Origin of the sequence: Pauljensenia sp. UMB9872 (assembly GCF_030212665.1) — a bacterium.
GTDB classification, from domain to species: Bacteria; Actinomycetota; Actinomycetes; order Actinomycetales; family Actinomycetaceae; genus Pauljensenia; species Pauljensenia turicensis_B.
On sequence record NZ_JASOER010000011.1, the window covers coordinates 1 to 17519 of the forward strand.

Annotated in this window: 17 protein-coding genes and 1 tRNA gene; 1 reads left to right on the top strand and 17 read right to left on the bottom strand. The window is 55.5% G+C overall.

Translation table 11 applies throughout. The features are described 5' to 3' along the window. Positions 1-140: 140 nt before the first annotated feature. A tRNA-Leu gene (locus QP109_RS05555) sits at positions 141-214 on the bottom strand. A 66-nt stretch (positions 215-280) separates the two neighbouring features. On the opposite strand from QP109_RS05555, the gene QP109_RS05560 reads away from it, so the two are divergent. Beyond that, positions 281-874 carry an ANTAR domain-containing response regulator gene (locus QP109_RS05560; RefSeq protein WP_101627762.1) on the top strand — a complete coding sequence of 198 codons (594 nt, stop codon included), beginning with the start codon at positions 281-283 and terminating at the stop codon, positions 872-874. Positions 875-988: 114 nt separating this feature from the next. Here QP109_RS05560 and QP109_RS05565 read toward each other — a convergent pair whose 3' ends face one another. The 16 genes from QP109_RS05565 to QP109_RS05640 form a co-directional block, all read right to left on the bottom strand. Beyond that, positions 989-1204: a hypothetical protein gene (locus tag QP109_RS05565; protein ID WP_101627763.1), complete on the bottom strand. Its 216-nt coding sequence runs from the start codon at positions 1202-1204 to the stop codon at positions 989-991. 297 nt (positions 1205-1501) lie between these two features. Beyond that, a complete protein-coding gene (gene pyk, locus QP109_RS05570) occupies positions 1502-2947 on the bottom strand; it encodes a pyruvate kinase (protein WP_101627764.1) in 1446 nt (481 codons plus the stop codon). A gap of 9 nt (positions 2948-2956) precedes the next feature. After that, positions 2957-3886, bottom strand: coding sequence for a prolipoprotein diacylglyceryl transferase (gene lgt / locus QP109_RS05575; protein WP_285023885.1), 930 nt, complete (start codon positions 3884-3886; stop codon positions 2957-2959). Continuing rightward, positions 3883-4692 carry a tryptophan synthase subunit alpha gene (gene trpA / locus QP109_RS05580; protein ID WP_285023886.1) on the bottom strand — a complete coding sequence of 270 codons (810 nt, stop codon included), beginning with the start codon at positions 4690-4692 and terminating at the stop codon, positions 3883-3885. The genes lgt and trpA overlap by 4 nt, the downstream gene beginning before the upstream one ends. Beyond that, a complete protein-coding gene (gene trpB / locus QP109_RS05585; RefSeq protein WP_285023887.1) occupies positions 4689-5990 on the bottom strand; it encodes a tryptophan synthase subunit beta in 1302 nt (433 codons plus the stop codon). Before trpB ends, trpA begins: the two co-directional genes overlap by 4 nt. Position 5991: 1 nt before the next feature. Continuing rightward, positions 5992-6837: an indole-3-glycerol phosphate synthase TrpC gene (gene trpC / locus QP109_RS05590; protein WP_285023888.1), complete on the bottom strand. Its 846-nt coding sequence runs from the start codon at positions 6835-6837 to the stop codon at positions 5992-5994. An 84-nt stretch (positions 6838-6921) separates the two neighbouring features. Next, positions 6922-7287: a phosphoribosyl-AMP cyclohydrolase gene (gene hisI / locus QP109_RS05595; protein ID WP_006681083.1), complete on the bottom strand. Its 366-nt coding sequence runs from the start codon at positions 7285-7287 to the stop codon at positions 6922-6924. A gap of 133 nt (positions 7288-7420) precedes the next feature. Then, the gene (locus QP109_RS05600; RefSeq protein ID WP_285023889.1) at positions 7421-8128 is read right to left on the bottom strand and encodes a prepilin peptidase; all 708 of its coding nucleotides are present in this window, start codon (positions 8126-8128) and stop codon (positions 7421-7423) included. Next, positions 8125-8952, bottom strand: a complete 828-nt coding sequence (locus QP109_RS05605; protein ID WP_285023890.1) for a shikimate dehydrogenase — start codon at positions 8950-8952, stop codon at positions 8125-8127. Before QP109_RS05605 ends, QP109_RS05600 begins: the two co-directional genes overlap by 4 nt. 4 nt (positions 8953-8956) lie before the next feature. Continuing rightward, positions 8957-10234 carry an endolytic transglycosylase MltG gene (gene mltG, locus QP109_RS05610; RefSeq protein WP_285023891.1) on the bottom strand — a complete coding sequence of 426 codons (1278 nt, stop codon included), beginning with the start codon at positions 10232-10234 and terminating at the stop codon, positions 8957-8959. Beyond that, positions 10231-10713, bottom strand: coding sequence for a Holliday junction resolvase RuvX (ruvX, locus tag QP109_RS05615; protein WP_101627772.1), 483 nt, complete (start codon positions 10711-10713; stop codon positions 10231-10233). Before ruvX ends, mltG begins: the two co-directional genes overlap by 4 nt. After that, the gene (gene alaS / locus QP109_RS05620) at positions 10710-13412 is read right to left on the bottom strand and encodes an alanine--tRNA ligase (RefSeq protein ID WP_285023893.1); all 2703 of its coding nucleotides are present in this window, start codon (positions 13410-13412) and stop codon (positions 10710-10712) included. Before alaS ends, ruvX begins: the two co-directional genes overlap by 4 nt. Positions 13413-13519: 107 nt before the next feature. Next, complete coding sequence (gene rpsD / locus QP109_RS05625) at positions 13520-14143, bottom strand: 30S ribosomal protein S4 (protein WP_270772772.1); 624 nt, start codon at positions 14141-14143, stop codon at positions 13520-13522. Between the two features lie 123 nt (positions 14144-14266). Further along, complete coding sequence (locus QP109_RS05630) at positions 14267-15610, bottom strand: replication-associated recombination protein A (RefSeq protein ID WP_285023895.1); 1344 nt, start codon at positions 15608-15610, stop codon at positions 14267-14269. A gap of 5 nt (positions 15611-15615) precedes the next feature. Further along, on the bottom strand, positions 15616-16551 hold the full coding sequence (locus QP109_RS05635) for a hypothetical protein (protein WP_285023897.1): 936 nt from the start codon (positions 16549-16551) through the stop codon (positions 15616-15618). 201 nt (positions 16552-16752) lie between these two features. Beyond that, the gene (locus tag QP109_RS05640) at positions 16753-17370 is read right to left on the bottom strand and encodes an L-threonylcarbamoyladenylate synthase (protein ID WP_285023899.1); all 618 of its coding nucleotides are present in this window, start codon (positions 17368-17370) and stop codon (positions 16753-16755) included. Between the last annotated feature and the right edge of the window lie 149 nt (positions 17371-17519).

Below are 17519 nucleotides of genomic sequence, written 5' to 3' on the forward strand. Positions count from 1 at the left end.
ATCAGGAAAGGACCCCTCAAATAAAAATACGCCCGACGGCGACACGCCGACCGGACACACTTTCTGCTACTTAACCCCCACAATCAGTGAAATGAGAAGTGCCACGGTAGTACGAAAACTACCGTGGCACACTTCGAAAGTACCCCGAGTGGGATTCGAACCCACAACAAGCCGGGTTTGAGCCGACCGCCTCTGCCAGTTGGGCTATCGGGGCGTCGCCGTAATTGGCGCCGCTTAAGTTTATGATAGAGCTAGCAAACCTACAAACCGAGGATCAATTATGACCACTGAAGTTCAAAACGAACCACGCCGCGTTCTTGTCGCAGAAGATGAGGGTCTGATTCGTCTGGATATCGTTGAAACCCTCACTTCTGCCGGGTTTGAGGTTGTTGGTGAGGCCGCAGACGGTGAAGAAGCCGTCCAGCTTGCACTTGAGCTCGAACCCGATCTCTGTGTCATGGACGTGAAGATGCCTCGCATGGATGGCATTACCGCCGCTGAAAAGATCCTTCAGGAGCTTTCGTGTGCTGTCGTCATGCTGACCGCGTTTAGCCAAACAGAGCTTGTTGAACGTGCACGCGATGCGGGGGCAATGGCGTATGTTGTCAAGCCCTTCAGCCCCGCTGATTTGATTCCTGCCATTGAGATTGCCCTTTCGCGTCATCAGGAAATCGAATCTCTTGAAGAGGAGATCGCCGATCTTTCTGACCGTTTCGAAACCCGTAAGCGCGTTGACCGCGCGAAGGGCCTGTTGCAGAAAAACATGGGCATGACCGAGCCCGAGGCCTTCCGCTGGATCCAAAAGACGTCAATGGATCGGCGTCTTTCAATGCGCGAGGTCGCTGACGCTGTTATCGATCAGGTTGACGACTAAATCCGCAGGATGACACAAACGGTGGCGGGCAGTTCCTACGAACTGCACGCCACCGTGAGTTTGTACTGGTCACAGCTTCATCACCATTTGAGTGAGGTCACTGCAACGTTCAGGTCATGCTGCTTCAATCAGCTCAAGGCCGAGGAAGTCAGCTGCGCGTCCGCGTGAACACGGGTTGGAAAGATCCGAAATTGCGCGAGCAATATTCGCATCATTCATTTCGTCAAACCAAGGCTTGACTGCATTGGCCAGCTGGTCGATTTCCAGGTTGTTTGCCTGACGATCCAGTGCCTGAGAATGGACTGACACAGTCCGGGTACGTTTATTCATTTTTCTTCTCCATCATTCATTCATCAGACCGTATGCAGGTATGCGCGTTGTTCGCGCAGGCAACCTCATACGGTAGGTCGTATGTGCCGAAAGCAATCTCAAATACCCTCGTCGGCATTCTTACTCGCCGTGGCACTCTCACTACCCTACACGGTTTGACGTATTCCGCCACCTAAAACGCGTCTTCGTGTTGCACGCAATGAAGCCCCTAGTCCGTCAAGAACAATCAAAGTGTTTGTGTCACGAATAAAAATGGCCAGACTACCGAAGCAGTCTGGCCACCTTCACACGCTGGTGTCAGCGAAGTCCACCACCGATTGAGTAGTCGATCTCATCGCCCACCTTGTGCAAGCGAAGCATGTTCGAGGAACCTGCGGTCCCCGGTGGCATACCTGCAACGATCACGAGTTCGTCACCAATTTCAGCGAGGTGTGACGACTGCGTAACCTGGTCGACCTGCCACACCATGTCATCGGTGTGACGGACCTCAGGAACGCGGTAGGTCTGAATACCCCACGTCAATGCCAGGCGACGACGCGTTGATTCCAGCGGAGTAAATGCGAGCATTGGAATCGGGCGACGCAGACGCGACATCATGCGAGCCGAAGCACCGGACTGAGTGAAAGTCACCAGGTAGCGAGCATCAAGATGCTCGGCAATCTGAGCGGCAGCTTCACAGATGACGGCCGCACGGTCGTTGACGAAGAAACCGTTCAGTGCGGCGATCATTTCGCCACCGTTTTCTTCGGTGGACTCGATAATACGAGCCATCGTGCGAACAGCTTCGATCGGGAACGCCCCCACTGAAGTTTCGCCGGAAAGCATAACCGCATCGGCACCGTCAAGGATGGCGTTTGCACAGTCAGAAGCTTCAGCGCGGGTCGGGCGAGGATTCTTAATCATGGAATCCATGACCTGGGTTGCGACGATAACCGGCTTCGCAGCACGGCGAGCCAATTCAATGGCGCGCTTCTGAACCAGCGGAACGGACTCGAGTGGCATTTCAACGCCAAGGTCACCGCGGGCAACCATGATCGCGTCAAACGCATCGACGATTTCCTGGAGTGCTTCGACAGCCTGTGGCTTTTCGATCTTGGCGATCACCGGAAGACGACGACCGTATTCGTCCATGATCGCGTGGACATCGTTGATGTCCTTTGCATTGCGGACGAACGACAGAGCGATGAAGTCTGCGTCGTTTTCCATTGCCCAACGCAGGTCCTCTTTATCCTTCTCGGAAAGAGCAGGAACGGACACTGCGACGCCGGGAAGGTTCAAGCCCTTGTGGTCGGAAACTACGCCGGGGACCTCAACCTTGGTGATGACGTCGGTATCGGTGACCTCGACAACGCGGACTGCGACGTTTCCGTCGTCAATCAGCAGGCGATCGCCGGGAGCACAGTCACCGGGCAAACCTTTGAAGGTCGTACCAACGAGTTCCTTAGTTCCAGGCACGTCGCGGGTTGTGATGGTGAACGTGTCACCAACAGTGAGGACCTGGGGTCCTTCTTCGAACGTCTCCAGGCGAATCTTCGGCCCCTGCAGGTCGACAAGAATTGCAATGGCACGTCCTGAAGTCGCAGAAGCGCGACGGACCTTTTCAATGACAGCTTCGTGCTCTGCAGCCGTGCCGTGTGATCGATTGATTCGGGCAACGTCCATACCGGCGTCAACCAGTGCTTGGACTTGCTCCGAAGAATCAGTGGCAGGGCCGAGAGTACATACAATTTTTGCTCGGCGCATAGGCTAAGCCTACCGCGATTGGGCTTCAGAACTCTTATTCAGAGATTCAATTTCAAGGTGATCGTTCCCATGTTCAGCGATTTTAGAAGCGTTTTCGTCGGTTTCAACAGGCACGAAACGTTCATCGCCCTGCAAGATAGTGGATCGTCCCAGCTTCCCAGCAACGAAATAGACGACGAGGCCTAGCGCCAAAATGGCGAGCGATGTCCATACGTTCAAGCGCACTCCGAAGAAGGTGTGAGCCGTGTCGATGCGCATCATTTCAATCCAGCTTCGTCCAAGTGGATATGCGATCAGGTAGAGCGCGAACACCTGTCCAGAGGCGAAACGGAAACGACGATCGCACCACACGATGATTGCTGCCATCGTCAGATTCCACAGGCACTCGTAGAGGAATGTTGGGTGAAACAGGGTTCCCGAGGCAAAACCATCGGGCAGATGCGCGTCGTCAATCTGCAAACCCCACGGCAACGTCGTGGGGCCACCGAAAAGCTCTTGATTGAACCAGTTCCCCCAGCGACCAATGGCCTGGGCGACCAGTAATGCTGGTGCAAGCGAATCAGCAAGCGGGCCGAGGCGCTTCCCGGAACGTTTCACTGCAATCCAAGCGCCGACCGCACCCAGAGCGACACCACCCCAGATACCCAAGCCACCTTCCCAGACTCGGATGATTCGAGCCGGATCACCGTTTGGGCCAAAGTAGGCTTCGGGGGATGTGATGACGTGGTACAGGCGAGCTCCGATAAGGCCGATCGGGATCGCCCAAAGGGCCACGTCATACATCAGTTCAGGGTCACCGCCACGTTTTGCGTAGCGCTTGGCCGTCCAGTAGACGGCGATAAACATGCCGACAACGATGATCAATCCGTAGGCGCGTAGCGGTAGCGGACCGATGTACCAGACACCCTGCGACGGAGAAGGGATGGAAGCACTGATCACAATCGGACTCCTTTAACTCCTGAAACCAAGTCTTGAGCACATTCTTCAAGAAGACGAAGGCCGCGGTCAATTGGCTCGTTAAACAGTGTCTTCACCAATGCGGAGCCCACGATAACGCCGTCGGCGTACGCACCGATTTCTTTCGCCTGCTGGCCGTTCGAAACACCAAGACCAACGCACACGCGCTGAGCCCCGGCATCTCGCGTGCGTTCAACGAGGTCCTTGACGTGCTCGCCCACGGATGCGCGAGCACCGGTAACACCCATCGTCGAGGCAGCGTACACCCAGCCTTCACTATGCGCACTGATCAGTTCCAGCCGGTGCCTCGGAGACGAGGGGGCGACAAGGTATGTGCGTTCCAAGCCGTATTTTTCTGCGCTTGCTTCCCACTGCGCCCCTTCTTCTGGAGGAAGGTCGGGAGTAATCAGACCGGAACCACCCGCTGTGGCAAAATCACGGGCAAAGCGCTCCACACCCCACCATTCGACAGGATTCCAGTAGGTCATCACCGCGGTGGTCAGGCCATAGCTGGTCAGTTCTTCAACAGCTCGAAACAGATCTTCAAGGTGAGTACCGCATTCAAGAGCAGCAACTGTTGCCTTTTGAATCGTGGGTCCATCCATTCCTGGATCGGAATAGGGGAAGCCCAGTTCTAGTACGTCAAGACCACAATCTGCAAGGACTTTGCCCGCTCGAATGGAATGATCAACCGATGGAAAACCAACGGGAAGGTATCCGATGAGAGCTGCGTCGCCTCGTGAATGAGCTTCGTCGATGCGACGCCCAGCTTTCAATTCTTTGCTCACTTGCCCGCCTCTTCGTCATCGTCCAACTGGGAAATGCCGGTCGAACCGGCACTGGGGTCAATCACTTGACGAGTCGCATGACCCAAGTTGAACCATTTCGATGCCGTGTCCACGTCTTTATCTCCGCGTCCCGACACAGTGACAACGGCAATCGGACCTTCACCTTCAGCAAAGGGACCGCCGTTTTCGCGAACCTTCTGCGTGGCCCACTGGCGGATACCAGCAAGAGCATGGGAAGACTCAATTGCGGGAATAATACCCTCGGTGCGTGATAGCAATATGAAAGCATCCATCGCATCGGCATCGTTGATAGGAATGTAGCAAACGCGACCGGTCGCAGCGAGCCACGAATGTTCGGGGCCAACACCCGGGTAGTCGAGACCCGCCGAAATCGAATGTGATTCCTTCGTTTGGCCGTCTCGTTCTTGAAGCAGGTACGTGCGGGCTCCGTGAAGAACACCGGTTTCATTCGCGGTAATCGAGGCAGCATGACGACCGGTCTCAAACCCGTCTCCACCGGCTTCGCACCCGAGTAGTTCAACATCGGGATCGTCGAGGAATGCGGTGAAAGTACCGATTGCGTTCGAACCACCACCGATACATGCGCAGACGATGTCCGGCAAACGGCCTTCCATTGCCAGAAGCTGTGCTCGAGCCTCATCACCAATCACTCGCTGTAAATCACGAACAAGTTCCGGGAATGGATGAGGACCAGCCGCGGTACCGAAGATGTAGTTGGTTGTAGCTTCGTTCGTCACCCAATCGCGGAATGCTTCATTGATTGCATCCTTCAGAGTCTTCGAGCCGGATGTTACGGCGACAACTTCCGCCCCAAGCATCTGCATTCGAGCAACATTCAGTGCTTGACGTCGAGTGTCTTCTTCGCCCATGTAGACAGTGCACTCCAAGCCAAGAAGCGCCGCTGCAGTGGCGGTCGCAACACCGTGTTGCCCGGCGCCGGTTTCAGCGATGACTCGGGTTTTGCCCAGTTCCTTCGTCAAAAGAGCTTGGCCAAGCACGTTGTTGATCTTGTGTGAGCCCGTGTGGTTCAAGTCTTCACGCTTCAAAAAGACGCGCACTCCCCCAAGCTCGCGGGAAAAACGAGGCGCCTCGGTCAGCAAAGACGGACGACCCGCATACCCAACAAACAGGTCACGGAGACGCTTCTGGAACGCAGGATCGGGCCACAGGCGCTTCCACTCACGTTCAATAACCTCGAGTGGTCCCATCAACGACTCGGCGACAAACCGTCCACCGAATTGGCCAAAGTACGGCCCTTGAACGTTTGACAGTGCCACGTTACTTCTCCTCTAGAGCGGCGCGGACGCGCGCCTTACGGTCGGTCAGGAGAGCCGGATGAGAGCCGGCACATACCATGTCACGAATGGATGACAACGGATCACCACTGGTCACCAGAGCCTCGCCGACGAGAACAGCATCAGCACCCCACTTGGCGTATTCGAAAACGTCGTGGGGACCTCGTACGCCTGACTCCGCGACGGCAACAACGTCAGCTGGAATCACATCAATCACCTGGTTAACGGTGTCGCGGTCAACTTCAAGGGTCTTCAGATCCCGAGCATTGACCCCGATAATCCGTGCTCCTGCTTCGAGTGCTCGCAACGCCTCAAGACGCGAATGCGTTTCAACCAGAGCATTCATCCCCAGCGAATGGACGCGTTCCAGAAGCGAAACAAGTGCCGGCTGTTCAAGTGCGGCGACGATCAAGAGGACGAGGTCCGCTCCATGTGCCCGCGCCTCGTGAATCTGATACGGAGTAACAATAAAATCCTTGCGGAGCACTGGAATATCCACTGCTGCACGCACTGCATCAAGGTCCGCGAGGGAGCCAGAGAAACGACGTTTTTCCGTGAGAACAGAAATGGCGGTTGCGCCACCTTCTTCGTAGATCGACGCAAGACGCGCAGGATCAGGAATATCAGCAAGAGTGCCCTTTGACGGAGAGGAGCGCTTCACTTCGGAAATGATCGATACGGCGCCTTCGCATTCCTTGAAGGCTGCAAATGCGTCATGGGCGTCGGGGGCACGCAGTGCACGTCGCTTGATTTCGTCCATGGGAACGTGGGCCTCGCGCACGGCAAGATCTTCACGGACACCTGCGATGATGTCATCTAAGACTGTCATGATTGCGCTCCTTCGCCACTGCCGTCGTCAATTCGATGCTAGTGGCTACTAGTAGAGATACTGAAATGGGCTCATCATGTGGGCTCATACGTCACCTCGCTGACCGATAACTGCACCAAGGTCACCGCCTTCTTCGAAACAGGAACGCTTCCCCGTGTGACAGGCAACCCCAACCTGGTCCACTTCAATGAGCAACGCATCGCCGTCACAATCAAGACTGACAGCCTTCACAAACTGGAGGTGTCCGGACGTATCACCCTTGCGCCAATACTCTTGGCGACTTCGCGACCAGAAGGTCACTCGCCCTGTCGTCAGCGTCCGATGAAGAGCCTCGTCATCCATCCACCCGAGCATCAAAACTTCACGGGTATCCCACTGCTGAACGACAGCAGCAACAAGACCGGCAGAATCACGCTTTAAACGCTGAGCAATCGAAGGATCTAAAGTCATTCACCTATCTTGACACGAACAGTTCAACACGACCTCTGCCGTTCATTCTCCGGCTATAACGCCATCGCACATCGAAGTAACCGGCCTCGTACCCCAAAAAGAATGCAGTCAACTGCGTAGGCGAAAGAACCACCTACTGCCACTGAAGAATCGCGCCCCAACCGATATACCCACCGGCAGCACCAAGAATCAGCCACGGTCCAAGAGGTATCCGCGCCCCGGTCCCCGCATTGCCGACGACCAATCGCCACAACGCGGCGCCGCCGGCCAAAACGAAGGAAATAATCAAACCACCGTAGGCAGCTTGGATACCAACGCACCCAAGCAACGCTCCAAGGACAGGAGCAATCTTCACGTCGCCAAAACCGACACCGCCCGGGATCCTAGAAAGGATCCACAAGGGAACCGCCCAAATTAGCATCGACAAGACAATACGCAAGAACACTTTCAAGGGCGTTTCCGAGTGGAAAACCATGCAGAGTGCACCGAAGGTCACCCCGATTGCCATCGTAGCCGTGTATGCGTTGGGAAGCTTGTGCGTTCGAGCATCAACCAAAGCAGAGAGCGCCCCGATCATCGCAACCGACACAATAGCCGGTGCCGACGGTTTCAGTTGCAGCGTCACAATCGTTGCAGCCCCAAACAAAGCGGAGGTCCACACGATACCCGTGCGCTTATACGGTGTCAGCGTTGCTTCAATGAAATATCGGCGTTGGACACGCCAGCCGTAGCGCCACAGCCAATAGATAATGATGAGCCAGGTTGCGAGTGCTAACGCAAGCGACAAGTCCTGGACCGTTGTTGCTTCACGGACGCGCAGAAGACTGAAAAAATCGCTCATTGAGGAATCACCTGACGCATCGCCTCCACATCAGCGTTCTTCCCCGTCATGAGCTGAACCTGAAGATGCGCTTGATGAAGAAGCATCTCGACACCGTAGGCAACGCACGCGCCATTGGCTTCATACGCCTGTACAAGCTGCGTGTCACGAGGCGAATAAATGACATCAAGCAGACACTGATCGGTGCTCGGGCTCAATTGCTTGGCAATATCATCGTCAATATGTGCGGGCAACGTAGAAATGAGGATGTCTGCCGAAGCGATCTCACGCATCACTCGTTCATGATCGGCGAAGAGAACTTGGTCAATCTCAACACCCAACCGCATTGCTGCCACAACAATCGAACCCGGTCCACCAAAGCGACGCGCGATCACGGTTGTGTGAGTGATACCAAGCGTGCCCAAGGCTGCAAGGGACGAGGCCGCCGTCGCTCCACTGCCCAAGATCACTGCAGAATGCGGCGCATCACAGCCCCTGCGCGCTCGAGCCTGATCGATAGCCATCACGATCCCATGCACATCGGTGTTAAAACCGGTCAACACGCCTGATGATGGGACAACGGTATTCACACTTCCAACCGCTTGGGCCAACGGATCGCAGACGTCAATCAAAGACATGATGTCCTGTTTGCACGGCATGGTCACGGAAAGACCGAGACACCCTGAATCGAGCGAGGACAGGAAAGACGGCAACGTTTCTTTCGTGACCTCGATTGTGCGATACGTCCAGTCAGAACCCACGCCGACAGAATCCCACGCTGCCCTATGCAAAAGAGGCGATAGTGAGTGCTCAATGGGTGAGCCGATTACGCCAGCCCAACTCATTGTGTCAGCACTTCCCGGGGTTAGCTTTGCAGTAGTCCTTGAATTTCTGCTGATTGGCTTCGTGATCGGCCAGAGTTGAAGCAAACACTGTCTCACCCGTATCCAAATCAATGGTCACGTAGTACAGCCAGTCGCCATCCGCAGGATGCATCACGGCCTTGATTGCTGCCTCACTGGGCTGAGCGATCGGACTCGGAGGAATCCCCTGATGAAGGTATGTGTTGTACGGGTTCTCATCCAGCAGATCGGAAGCGGTTGGTACGCCACCGGTCTTACCAACTCCGTAAAGAACCGTCGAGTCCATTTGGAGCAAGCCACGAGTCTCGTTTTCAGTAGTAGCAAGACGATTTTCAATCACTCGAGCGACCTTGGGCAGGTACTCGTCGAGGTTCACTTCACGTTCGAGAATTGAAGCCTTGTTCAAAACGATTTCGCGCTGGTCTTCAGCGACACCGGCACTATCGAGCGTGGAAATCGTATTGGCAACCATCTGGGCAACCAGAGTCACCGGAGTATCCGAAGACGCCACTTCGTATGAACCCGGAGCAAGCCACCCCTCAACATTTCCTCCAGCAACATCGGGCAAACCAATAGCACTGGCATCTTCAAATGCTGCGGTGACATCATCAACGCTGAAATCGGTGACAGATGAAATACGCTCGGCAATTTCTGCCTTGGTTTGACCCGGAGTGACAGTCACCGTGTTATCAGACCTATTAGCGTCATCAAGCAATGCGGCAACCGCATCAGAGGCACTCATCTGCATTTTCAGCGTGTATGTGCCCGGACGGATCATTGTGGCTGCTTTATTCGCTTCATACGAGCGAATAAAGGCTGCGACACTCTTGACGACGTCAGCATCAACCAGTAACTGACCGATTTCGGCGCCTGTTTCACCGACATCGATCGTCACTTCAACAGAGCCTGAACCCGGACCTGGATAGTCATCGTCCAGTTGCGAGAAGGAAGATGAAGGCGCGGTCAGCTGGCGTACGGCATACACTGCTGCACCGCCAAGGAGAGCAATAACGATTGCCAGGATAACGAACGCGCGGATACGACGATGACGTTTACGACGGCGGGCTCGACGACGCTCTACTTCTAGGCGTCGAGAACGCATGCCGGTCGTTTCGCTAGTGACGGTTTCGAAAAGAGGAAGACCATTCGACTGTGGCGTTGCGGGCGGTGTCTGCGCGCGCTGATGCGAAGCCTGAGTGCCTGCTCGTCCCTGTACATCTCGTCGTCGAGGGAATGGAGGGCGTTGCGAGTTGGGCGTCGTCACGAAAGGTCCTTCCCTTCAATAGTGATCTCGAGCCCCGGGGCTCGATCGCTCATTCGTTCCGCTTCAAGTGCTTGCTCAAGAATGATCTGAGCAGCCACCTGATCGACAACCGCTCGGTGTTCCCTCTCTGGAACGCCTGACTGTCGTAAGCGCGCATGCGCTTGATTTGAGGATAGCCTCTCATCAACCAATGCGACACGAACATGTGGCCTAGCTAGCTTAATTCGTCTGCCGTAGCGCCGAGCGCCTTTTGCTGAAATTCCTTCTCCACCTTTGAGATGTTTCGGCAGGCCTACGATGACTTCGAAGGCATCGTATTCGTCGATGATTGAGCAGATACGCTCAACGTCGGAACCGTCATCAGCTCGGATAACAGTTTCAACGGGCATTGTGAGGATACCGTCCGGGTCGCAGCGACTCACTCCAACCCGGACAGTTCCAACATCAACACCGATGCGCGTTCCGCGACGAAGACTCACGAATGAGCAACCTCGCGACGGATCGCGTCAAGCGCTTCCTTGATCGCGTCGAGCTTGGTGCCACCGCCCTGTGCGATGTCATCACGGCCACCGCCGCCACCACCAAGGTGCTGGCCGACAGCGCGAACAAATGCGCCTGCCTTAGCCTTGCGCTCGCGTGCCTTCTCGTTTGTCACAACGACGATCGACGGCTTGTCGTTCACTCGGCCGATGAGAGCGACAACAACCGGATTCGCATCGCCAAGACGATCACGAACTTCAAGAGCCAGGGTGCGCAACGCGTCAGCGGACGGCATAACGCCTGCATCATTGGCGACTACAGCAATGCCATTGAGCGACTTTGCCGTATCAGCAAGCGTCTGCGCCTGAGCCAGTGCTTGCTCAATGCGCATGCGCTCGAGTTCCTTCTCAGATTCCTTCACTCGAGCAAGCAACGAAGCAATACGATCCGGAAGCTCTTCGCTACGGCCCCCCACCATGGTCGACAGCTGGGAAACCAAAGCATGTTCCTTTGCCTGGAACGAATACGCGCCATTACCGACAAGCGCATCAATGCGTCGTACGCCCGAACCAATGGATCCTTCACCCAAGATCGCGATACGACCAATGTGGCCGGTCGTAGGAACGTGGGTGCCACCGCAGAGTTCCTTATCGAAGCCGTCACCGATGGTGACAACTCGGACCTCAGCACCATACTTTTCGCCGAAAAGTGCAATCGCGCCGGAAAGCCGGGCCTCTTCGATCGACATCACGTCAGTCTTGACCACGAGGTCCTCGGCAAGCTTTTCATTGACGAGAGCTTCAATATCGTTAATCTGCGAGCCCTCGAGAGCCGAGGAGTGACGGAAGTCGAAGCGTAGACGTGACGGTGAGTTCTCAGAACCAGCCTGATCGGCGTCTTCGGCAACGATTCGACGCAGACCCGCGTAGACCATGTGGGTTGCGGTGTGAGCGCGGGCAATCGCTAGACGACGCTCAGAGTCAACCTCCGCCCATGCCTTCGCACCAACCGTCACTAAGCCTTCAGTCAGCGTGCCACGGTGAACCGACAGCCCCTTAATCGGAGCTTGGACATCGTGAACCTCGATAATGCCACCGTCTGCAAGGCGAATCTGGCCGTGGTCAGCGAGCTGGCCACCCATCTCAGCGTAGAACGGAGTGCGGTCAAGGATGACCTCGACCTCAGCGGGCGCCTGCGCGACGGAAGCGGGAACGGAATCAACAAGAAGAGCGGTGATCGTCGCTTCAGAGCCAAGATCGGTGTAGCCGAGGAAGGTCGAACCGCCACCCATCTGCTTCTCAATATCTTGAAAGAGGCGAACGTCGGTGTGGCCGGTCTTCTTTGCGCGAGCATCGGCGCGTGCACGATCCTTCTGCTCCTGCATGAGAGTTTTGAAGGCATCCTCGTCAACCTTCAGGCCCTGCTCGCTTGCCATTTCAAGCGTCAAGTCAATCGGGAAGCCGTAGGTGTCATGCAGTGAGAATGCTGATTCACCGGACAGAACGTTAGATCCAGCCTTCTTCGCATCACGAACGGCGGTGTCAAGAATTGTGGTGCCGGCACTCAGCGTGCGACGGAATGCGTCCTCTTCGGCGTATGCAACGTCCTGAATGGTTGCCCAATTCTCGTTAAGTTCCGGGTAGGACAGGGACATGACGTTCTTCGAAGCTGTCAGCAGACTCGGCATCGTGGCCTCGTCGACGCCCAGAAGACGCATCGAACGCACCGCACGGCGGATCAGACGACGCAACACGTAGCCTCGTCCATCGTTGCCCGGGCGCACGCCATCATTGATCAGCATGAGCGCAGAACGCACGTGATCTGCGACAACGCGCATACGCACATCATCGTCATAAGCGACACCCGCGCTGGGGCCTGAGGCACCCAAGCCGTACTTCTTGCCCGACATCTGCTGGGCGACATCAATGACCGGGAAGACTTCGTCGATCTCATACATATTCGGCTTGTCCTGCATGATGAACGCAAGACGCTCAAGGCCAGCACCCGTATCAATTGCGGTCTGGTCAAGCTTGCCAACGAGTTCGAAGTCGTGGCCTTCACCTTCGCCTCGAACAAATTCGTCGAAGACGAGGTTCCAGATTTCAAGGAAGCGGTCGCCAACAATGTCGGCGATGGGACCGCCATCAGGTCCAAACTCAGGACCACGGTCGTAGTGGATTTCACAGCATGCGCCAGCAGGACCCGGTTGACCGGTCGACCAGGAGATCTCTTCAAACGGAAGACGCTGGATGCGCTCTGCGGGCAGGCCGATCGTCTTCGTCCAGTAGTCGAAGGAGACCTCGTCCTTTTCCCAAATGGTCATCCACAACCGGTCGCCGTCGAGGCCGTAACCGCCCTTATCCTGCGGAGTTGTCAGCAGTTCCCACGCATGGCTGATAGCGCCTTCCTTGAAGTAATCACCAAAGGAGAAATTACCGTTCATCTGGAAGAACGTACCGTGCCGCGTGGTCTTACCAACGTTGTCAATATCGTTCGTACGAATGCACTTCTGCACCGATGCGGCCCTCGGCCACGGAGCCGGCTCTGTTCCCAGAATGTAGGGAATAAACGGCACCATGCCCGCGACGGTGAACAGAATGGAAGGCTCTGGAGAGATCAACGAAACCGAAGGCGAAATATGGTGGCCTTTCGATTCGAAGAAGTCGAGCCAACGTGAACGAATTTCAGAGGTGCGCATGGTTCCCTATCGTAATAGGTGAGGGCCAGATAAAGCACATCTGACCAACGGGGTGAAAGAAAACAACAGAGCCCCGAGAAAACTCTCGGGGCTCTGCGAAAGTATGATCAGCGCGAGTAGTGTTCGACGACCATCTGGACGTCACAGGTCACGGGGACCTCAGCGCGCTTCGGGCGACGAACCAAGGTGGCCTTGAGGCGCTCAAGCTCGACGTTCAGGTATTCGGGAACTGCCGGCAGAACGTCACGGTGAATGCCCTGAGCGGCAATTTCGAACGGAACGGTGGTCTGCGACTTCGGCTTGACCTGGATGGTCTGACCCGGCTTCACACGGAAAGACGGACGGTCAACGATCTTGCCGTCAACCAGGATGTGACGGTGAACGACGACCTGACGTGCCTGCTGGATGGTGCGGGCGAAGCCTGCACGCAGAACCAGGGCGTCAAGACGCATTTCGAGAAGCTCAACCAGGTTTTCACCGGTCAGGCCAGCGGTACGACGTGCTTCTTCGAAGGCGCGACGCATCTGGGATTCGCGGATGCCGTACTGAGCGCGCAGACGCTGCTTTTCCTTCAGACGAACGGCGTAGTCGGATTCCTGACGACGACGGGAGCGACCGTGCTCGCCGGGGCCGTAGGGACGCTTCTCGAAGTAGCGGACTGCCTTCGGGGTGAGTGCAATGCCGAGGGCGCGCGATTCGCGCACCTGCTTGCGGGAACGGTTCTGTGCCATTTCCTCTATCTTTCCTGTTTCTTGTGTCATGACCACGGACTATCCGTTGGTCACGGGGTCAACTCCCAGAATTGCTTCTTTCGGCTAAGACCCCAGGTGTGCCGTACAGGCAACCCGTTAAGACTACCGTAGTTTCAGTAGTTTCCTAATCACGGACAAGCGTTCAGTGATGAGTTTCTCATGCCCGTTCGTGGTTGGCTCATAGTAGCGCGCACCCTCAAGATTGTCGGGAAGGTACTGCTGGGTAGCAACGTGATGCGGTTCGTCGTGCGCATAAATGTACTCTTGGCCGTGGCCCAGTCGTTTCGCTCCCCCGTAATGAGCATCGCGCAGATGCATGGGAACAGGTCCGCTCTTTCCGGCTCTCAAGTCCGCAATCGCCCTGTCAATACCAAGGTAGGCAGCGTTCGACTTCGGCGCGGTTGCGACAGCAATGACCGCTTCAGCCAAAATAATGCGTGCCTCCGGCATGCCGATCATTGCCACTGCTTGAGCAGCAGCAACGGTTGTTGATAGGACCTCGGGAGCTGCCATGCCCACATCTTCCGAGGCAGCGATCATAACGCGCCTCGCAATAAAACGAGGATCCTCCCCCGCTTCTAGCATTCGCGCCAGATAGTGCAACGCCGCATCAACGTCAGAGCCTCGCATCGATTTAATGAACGCCGACGCAACGTCGTAGTGCTGATCCTGGTCCCAGCGAACAAGCGCTTGGTTCGCGGCGGTCTGCACGTGATCAAGGGTGATCGCTTGCGACTGTTGGTCGTCGGCTGCTCCAGCGGCAGCTTCCAGCAGAGTCAGTGACTTTCGTGCATCGCAGCCAGCAAGGCGTACGAGGCCCCCCATCGCGTCATCATCCAATGTGTAAGCGCCATTCAGACCTCGTTCATCGTCTAGAGCACGACGGATTACAAGCTCAATCGCCTCTTCTTCGAGTGGCTGGAGAACCAGCACAATCGAACGTGAGAGCAACGGCGAGATTACCGAAAACGATGGATTCTCGGTTGTTGCAGCAACGAGGGTCACCCACTGATTTTCGACAGCTGGGAGAAGAGCATCCTGCTGAGACTTCGAGAAACGATGAACCTCGTCGATGAAAAGAATGGTTCCTTCACCAATTGCCGCGGTACGCCTCTTCGCGCTGACAACAACGTCTCGAATATCTTTTACACCAGCTGAGACCGCGGACAATTCTTCAAAATGACGACCGGACGATTGAGCAACAAGGTAGGCAAGTGTGGTTTTACCAGTGCCCGGTGGACCCCACAAGATCACGGAAGAAACCTGAGGAGCATCCGGTTTAACCGGAGCAAGCAACCGTCGAAGAGGCGAACCTTCTAAGAGAAGATGGCGTTGCCCAATGACTTCATCGAGAGATGTTGGGCGCATACGCACTGCAAGAGGAGCATGGGAGTTAAACTGCGGAACTCCGTCGGCAGTTAAAGAGTCGGAACTAAAAAGGTCCACGACGTTCACTGAGTGGGCGCTGAGGCGGACAGTAGATGTACAACGACGCCACCAGCGATTAACACCATGCCACCGCCGGCCGCGAATGCTGATGCGGACAGAGCCATCGCCGCGTTCATTGCGGCGCCGTTGTCGACGCTAGCTTCGTGCGCAGTAAGAATGGCTTCCGCCGAGGGTGAAGACGCCGACGACTCGCTTGATTGGGAGGAAAGAGGCTTCACTGTTGGCTGGTCAGATTGGTCTTCCGTTGAGCTTGCTTCGCTTGGAACGGGAGAAGCAAGTGGAACGGGAGAAGCAACCGTCGTTTGCTGGGCAGGAGCCTGAACAGCTGGATTCGAAGCACGCCGGGCGGCCACCGTGTTCGTCTGCGCTGAAGTGGCATGAGTCAACGGTGTAGCCGGCGCTGAAGGAGTAACGGGCTCAGGAACAACCGGGACACTGGGGGTTACGGGCTTTTCAGGTTCACTGGGAGTTACGGGCTTTTCAGGCTCACCGGGAATCACCGGATCTACCGGTTGAACGGGAGTAACAGGTTCAACGGGATCGACTGGAGTAATCGGGATTGCCTTTTGCGTAATGCCGACCCAGCGTGTGAACTCGCAAACCACTCCTGCACTGTGACCGTCCTTGTTCAGATAAGAGACAGTGAGTTGATGACCGATATTAGCTTTCCAAAGAGTGCCGTCAGCATTGTTCGTGCCGTTAGGGATCTCAACGGTTGCCACGAAACGCTCTTTCTGCGCGTCATAGGTACCAACTGCCCACACCTTCGCTTCAAGCTTTTCGCCGGTCAGCGGGTTTACCAACGGTTCACTACGCTGCAAAAGCATTCCGTCACCGTCAAGGTAGACGGCAATAAGGTACGTTGCATCGGCACTACTACAACTGGAAAGAACCGTGAACGTGTCTAAGAGAGAATCCTTTAAAAAAGGGCTGTTCACGTTCTTTCCATCGCCCTGCGCAAATGACGGGGTAACACAGCCTAAAACAAATCCAACCAGCACAAAAAGGAGTGCAAGCATACGCACGAAATGCGCATGAACAGCACCACGATGGCGTTGTAGCGCCATTCTTTCCTCCCCTTTACTCTATATGCTTCATTGAGCCTATCAGGAGAGAAATGAGAAGGTCACACGAAGTGTTTACTCAAAAAGTGAGGTATCCCCCGCGCCGGCACGTGCGACCACTCCACTGCCCTGGGTGAAGTCGATAACGGTTGTGGCCTCGTCACCACCGACGGGACCAACGATCACAAGGTCAATCAACTTACCGATGCGATCATCCACCTCGAACCCGTCGATCATCGGTTCGCTCTCACCGGGCAAAATCAGTGTCGAACACAGAAGCGGTTCACCAAGCGCTGCAACGATCTCTTGGGTGATGACATGATCGGGAATGCGGACACCAACCGTGTGCTTCTTTTTATTCAGCGTCATGCGAGGAATCTCTTTAGTTCCAGGCAAAATGAAAGTGTAGGCACCCGGAGTCAAAGCTTTGATCGTACGGAACTGAGAGTTATCGACGATGACAAGTTCACCCAGTTGCGCAAAAGAATGGCACAAGAGCGAGAAGTTGTGTTTCTCGTCCAAACGACGAATCGAACGAATCGTATCCATGCCAGTCTTGTTGCCGAGCTTGCAGGCAATCGCGTATCCCGAATCAGTCGGAAGCGCGATCACGCCTTCGTTGTTCAAGATCTCGACAGCTTTGTTCACGAAACGAACTTGTGGATTCTCTGGGTGCATTTCTACGTACGACATACATACAGTGTGCCCTAAATCACGCACTAATGCAGGTGAAACAGACCTACAACCTGACGAATCTGCCATGCAAGAAGTCTGGTGACACAGATGAAATCCACGGGATAAATCAGAGGGCGGTACCGAAGACCTCAATCTTCAGTACCGCC

Coding starts and splice junctions, on each gene's coding strand:
- QP109_RS05560 (WP_101627762.1), top strand. CDS start 281: ATGACCACTGAAGTTCAAAACGAACCACGCCGCGTTCTTGTCGCAGAA.
- QP109_RS05565 (WP_101627763.1), bottom strand. CDS start 1,204: ATGAATAAACGTACCCGGACTGTGTCAGTCCATTCTCAGGCACTGGAT.
- pyk (WP_101627764.1), bottom strand. CDS start 2,947: ATGCGCCGAGCAAAAATTGTATGTACTCTCGGCCCTGCCACTGATTCT.
- trpC (WP_285023888.1), bottom strand. CDS start 6,837: ATGACAGTCTTAGATGACATCATCGCAGGTGTCCGTGAAGATCTTGCC.
- hisI (WP_006681083.1), bottom strand. CDS start 7,287: ATGACTTTAGATCCTTCGATTGCTCAGCGTTTAAAGCGTGATTCTGCC.
- QP109_RS05600 (WP_285023889.1), bottom strand. CDS start 8,128: ATGAGCGATTTTTTCAGTCTTCTGCGCGTCCGTGAAGCAACAACGGTC.
- QP109_RS05605 (WP_285023890.1), bottom strand. CDS start 8,952: ATGAGTTGGGCTGGCGTAATCGGCTCACCCATTGAGCACTCACTATCG.
- alaS (WP_285023893.1), bottom strand. CDS start 13,412: ATGCGCACCTCTGAAATTCGTTCACGTTGGCTCGACTTCTTCGAATCG.
- rpsD (WP_270772772.1), bottom strand. CDS start 14,143: ATGGCACAGAACCGTTCCCGCAAGCAGGTGCGCGAATCGCGCGCCCTC.
- QP109_RS05640 (WP_285023899.1), bottom strand. CDS start 17,370: ATGTCGTACGTAGAAATGCACCCAGAGAATCCACAAGTTCGTTTCGTG.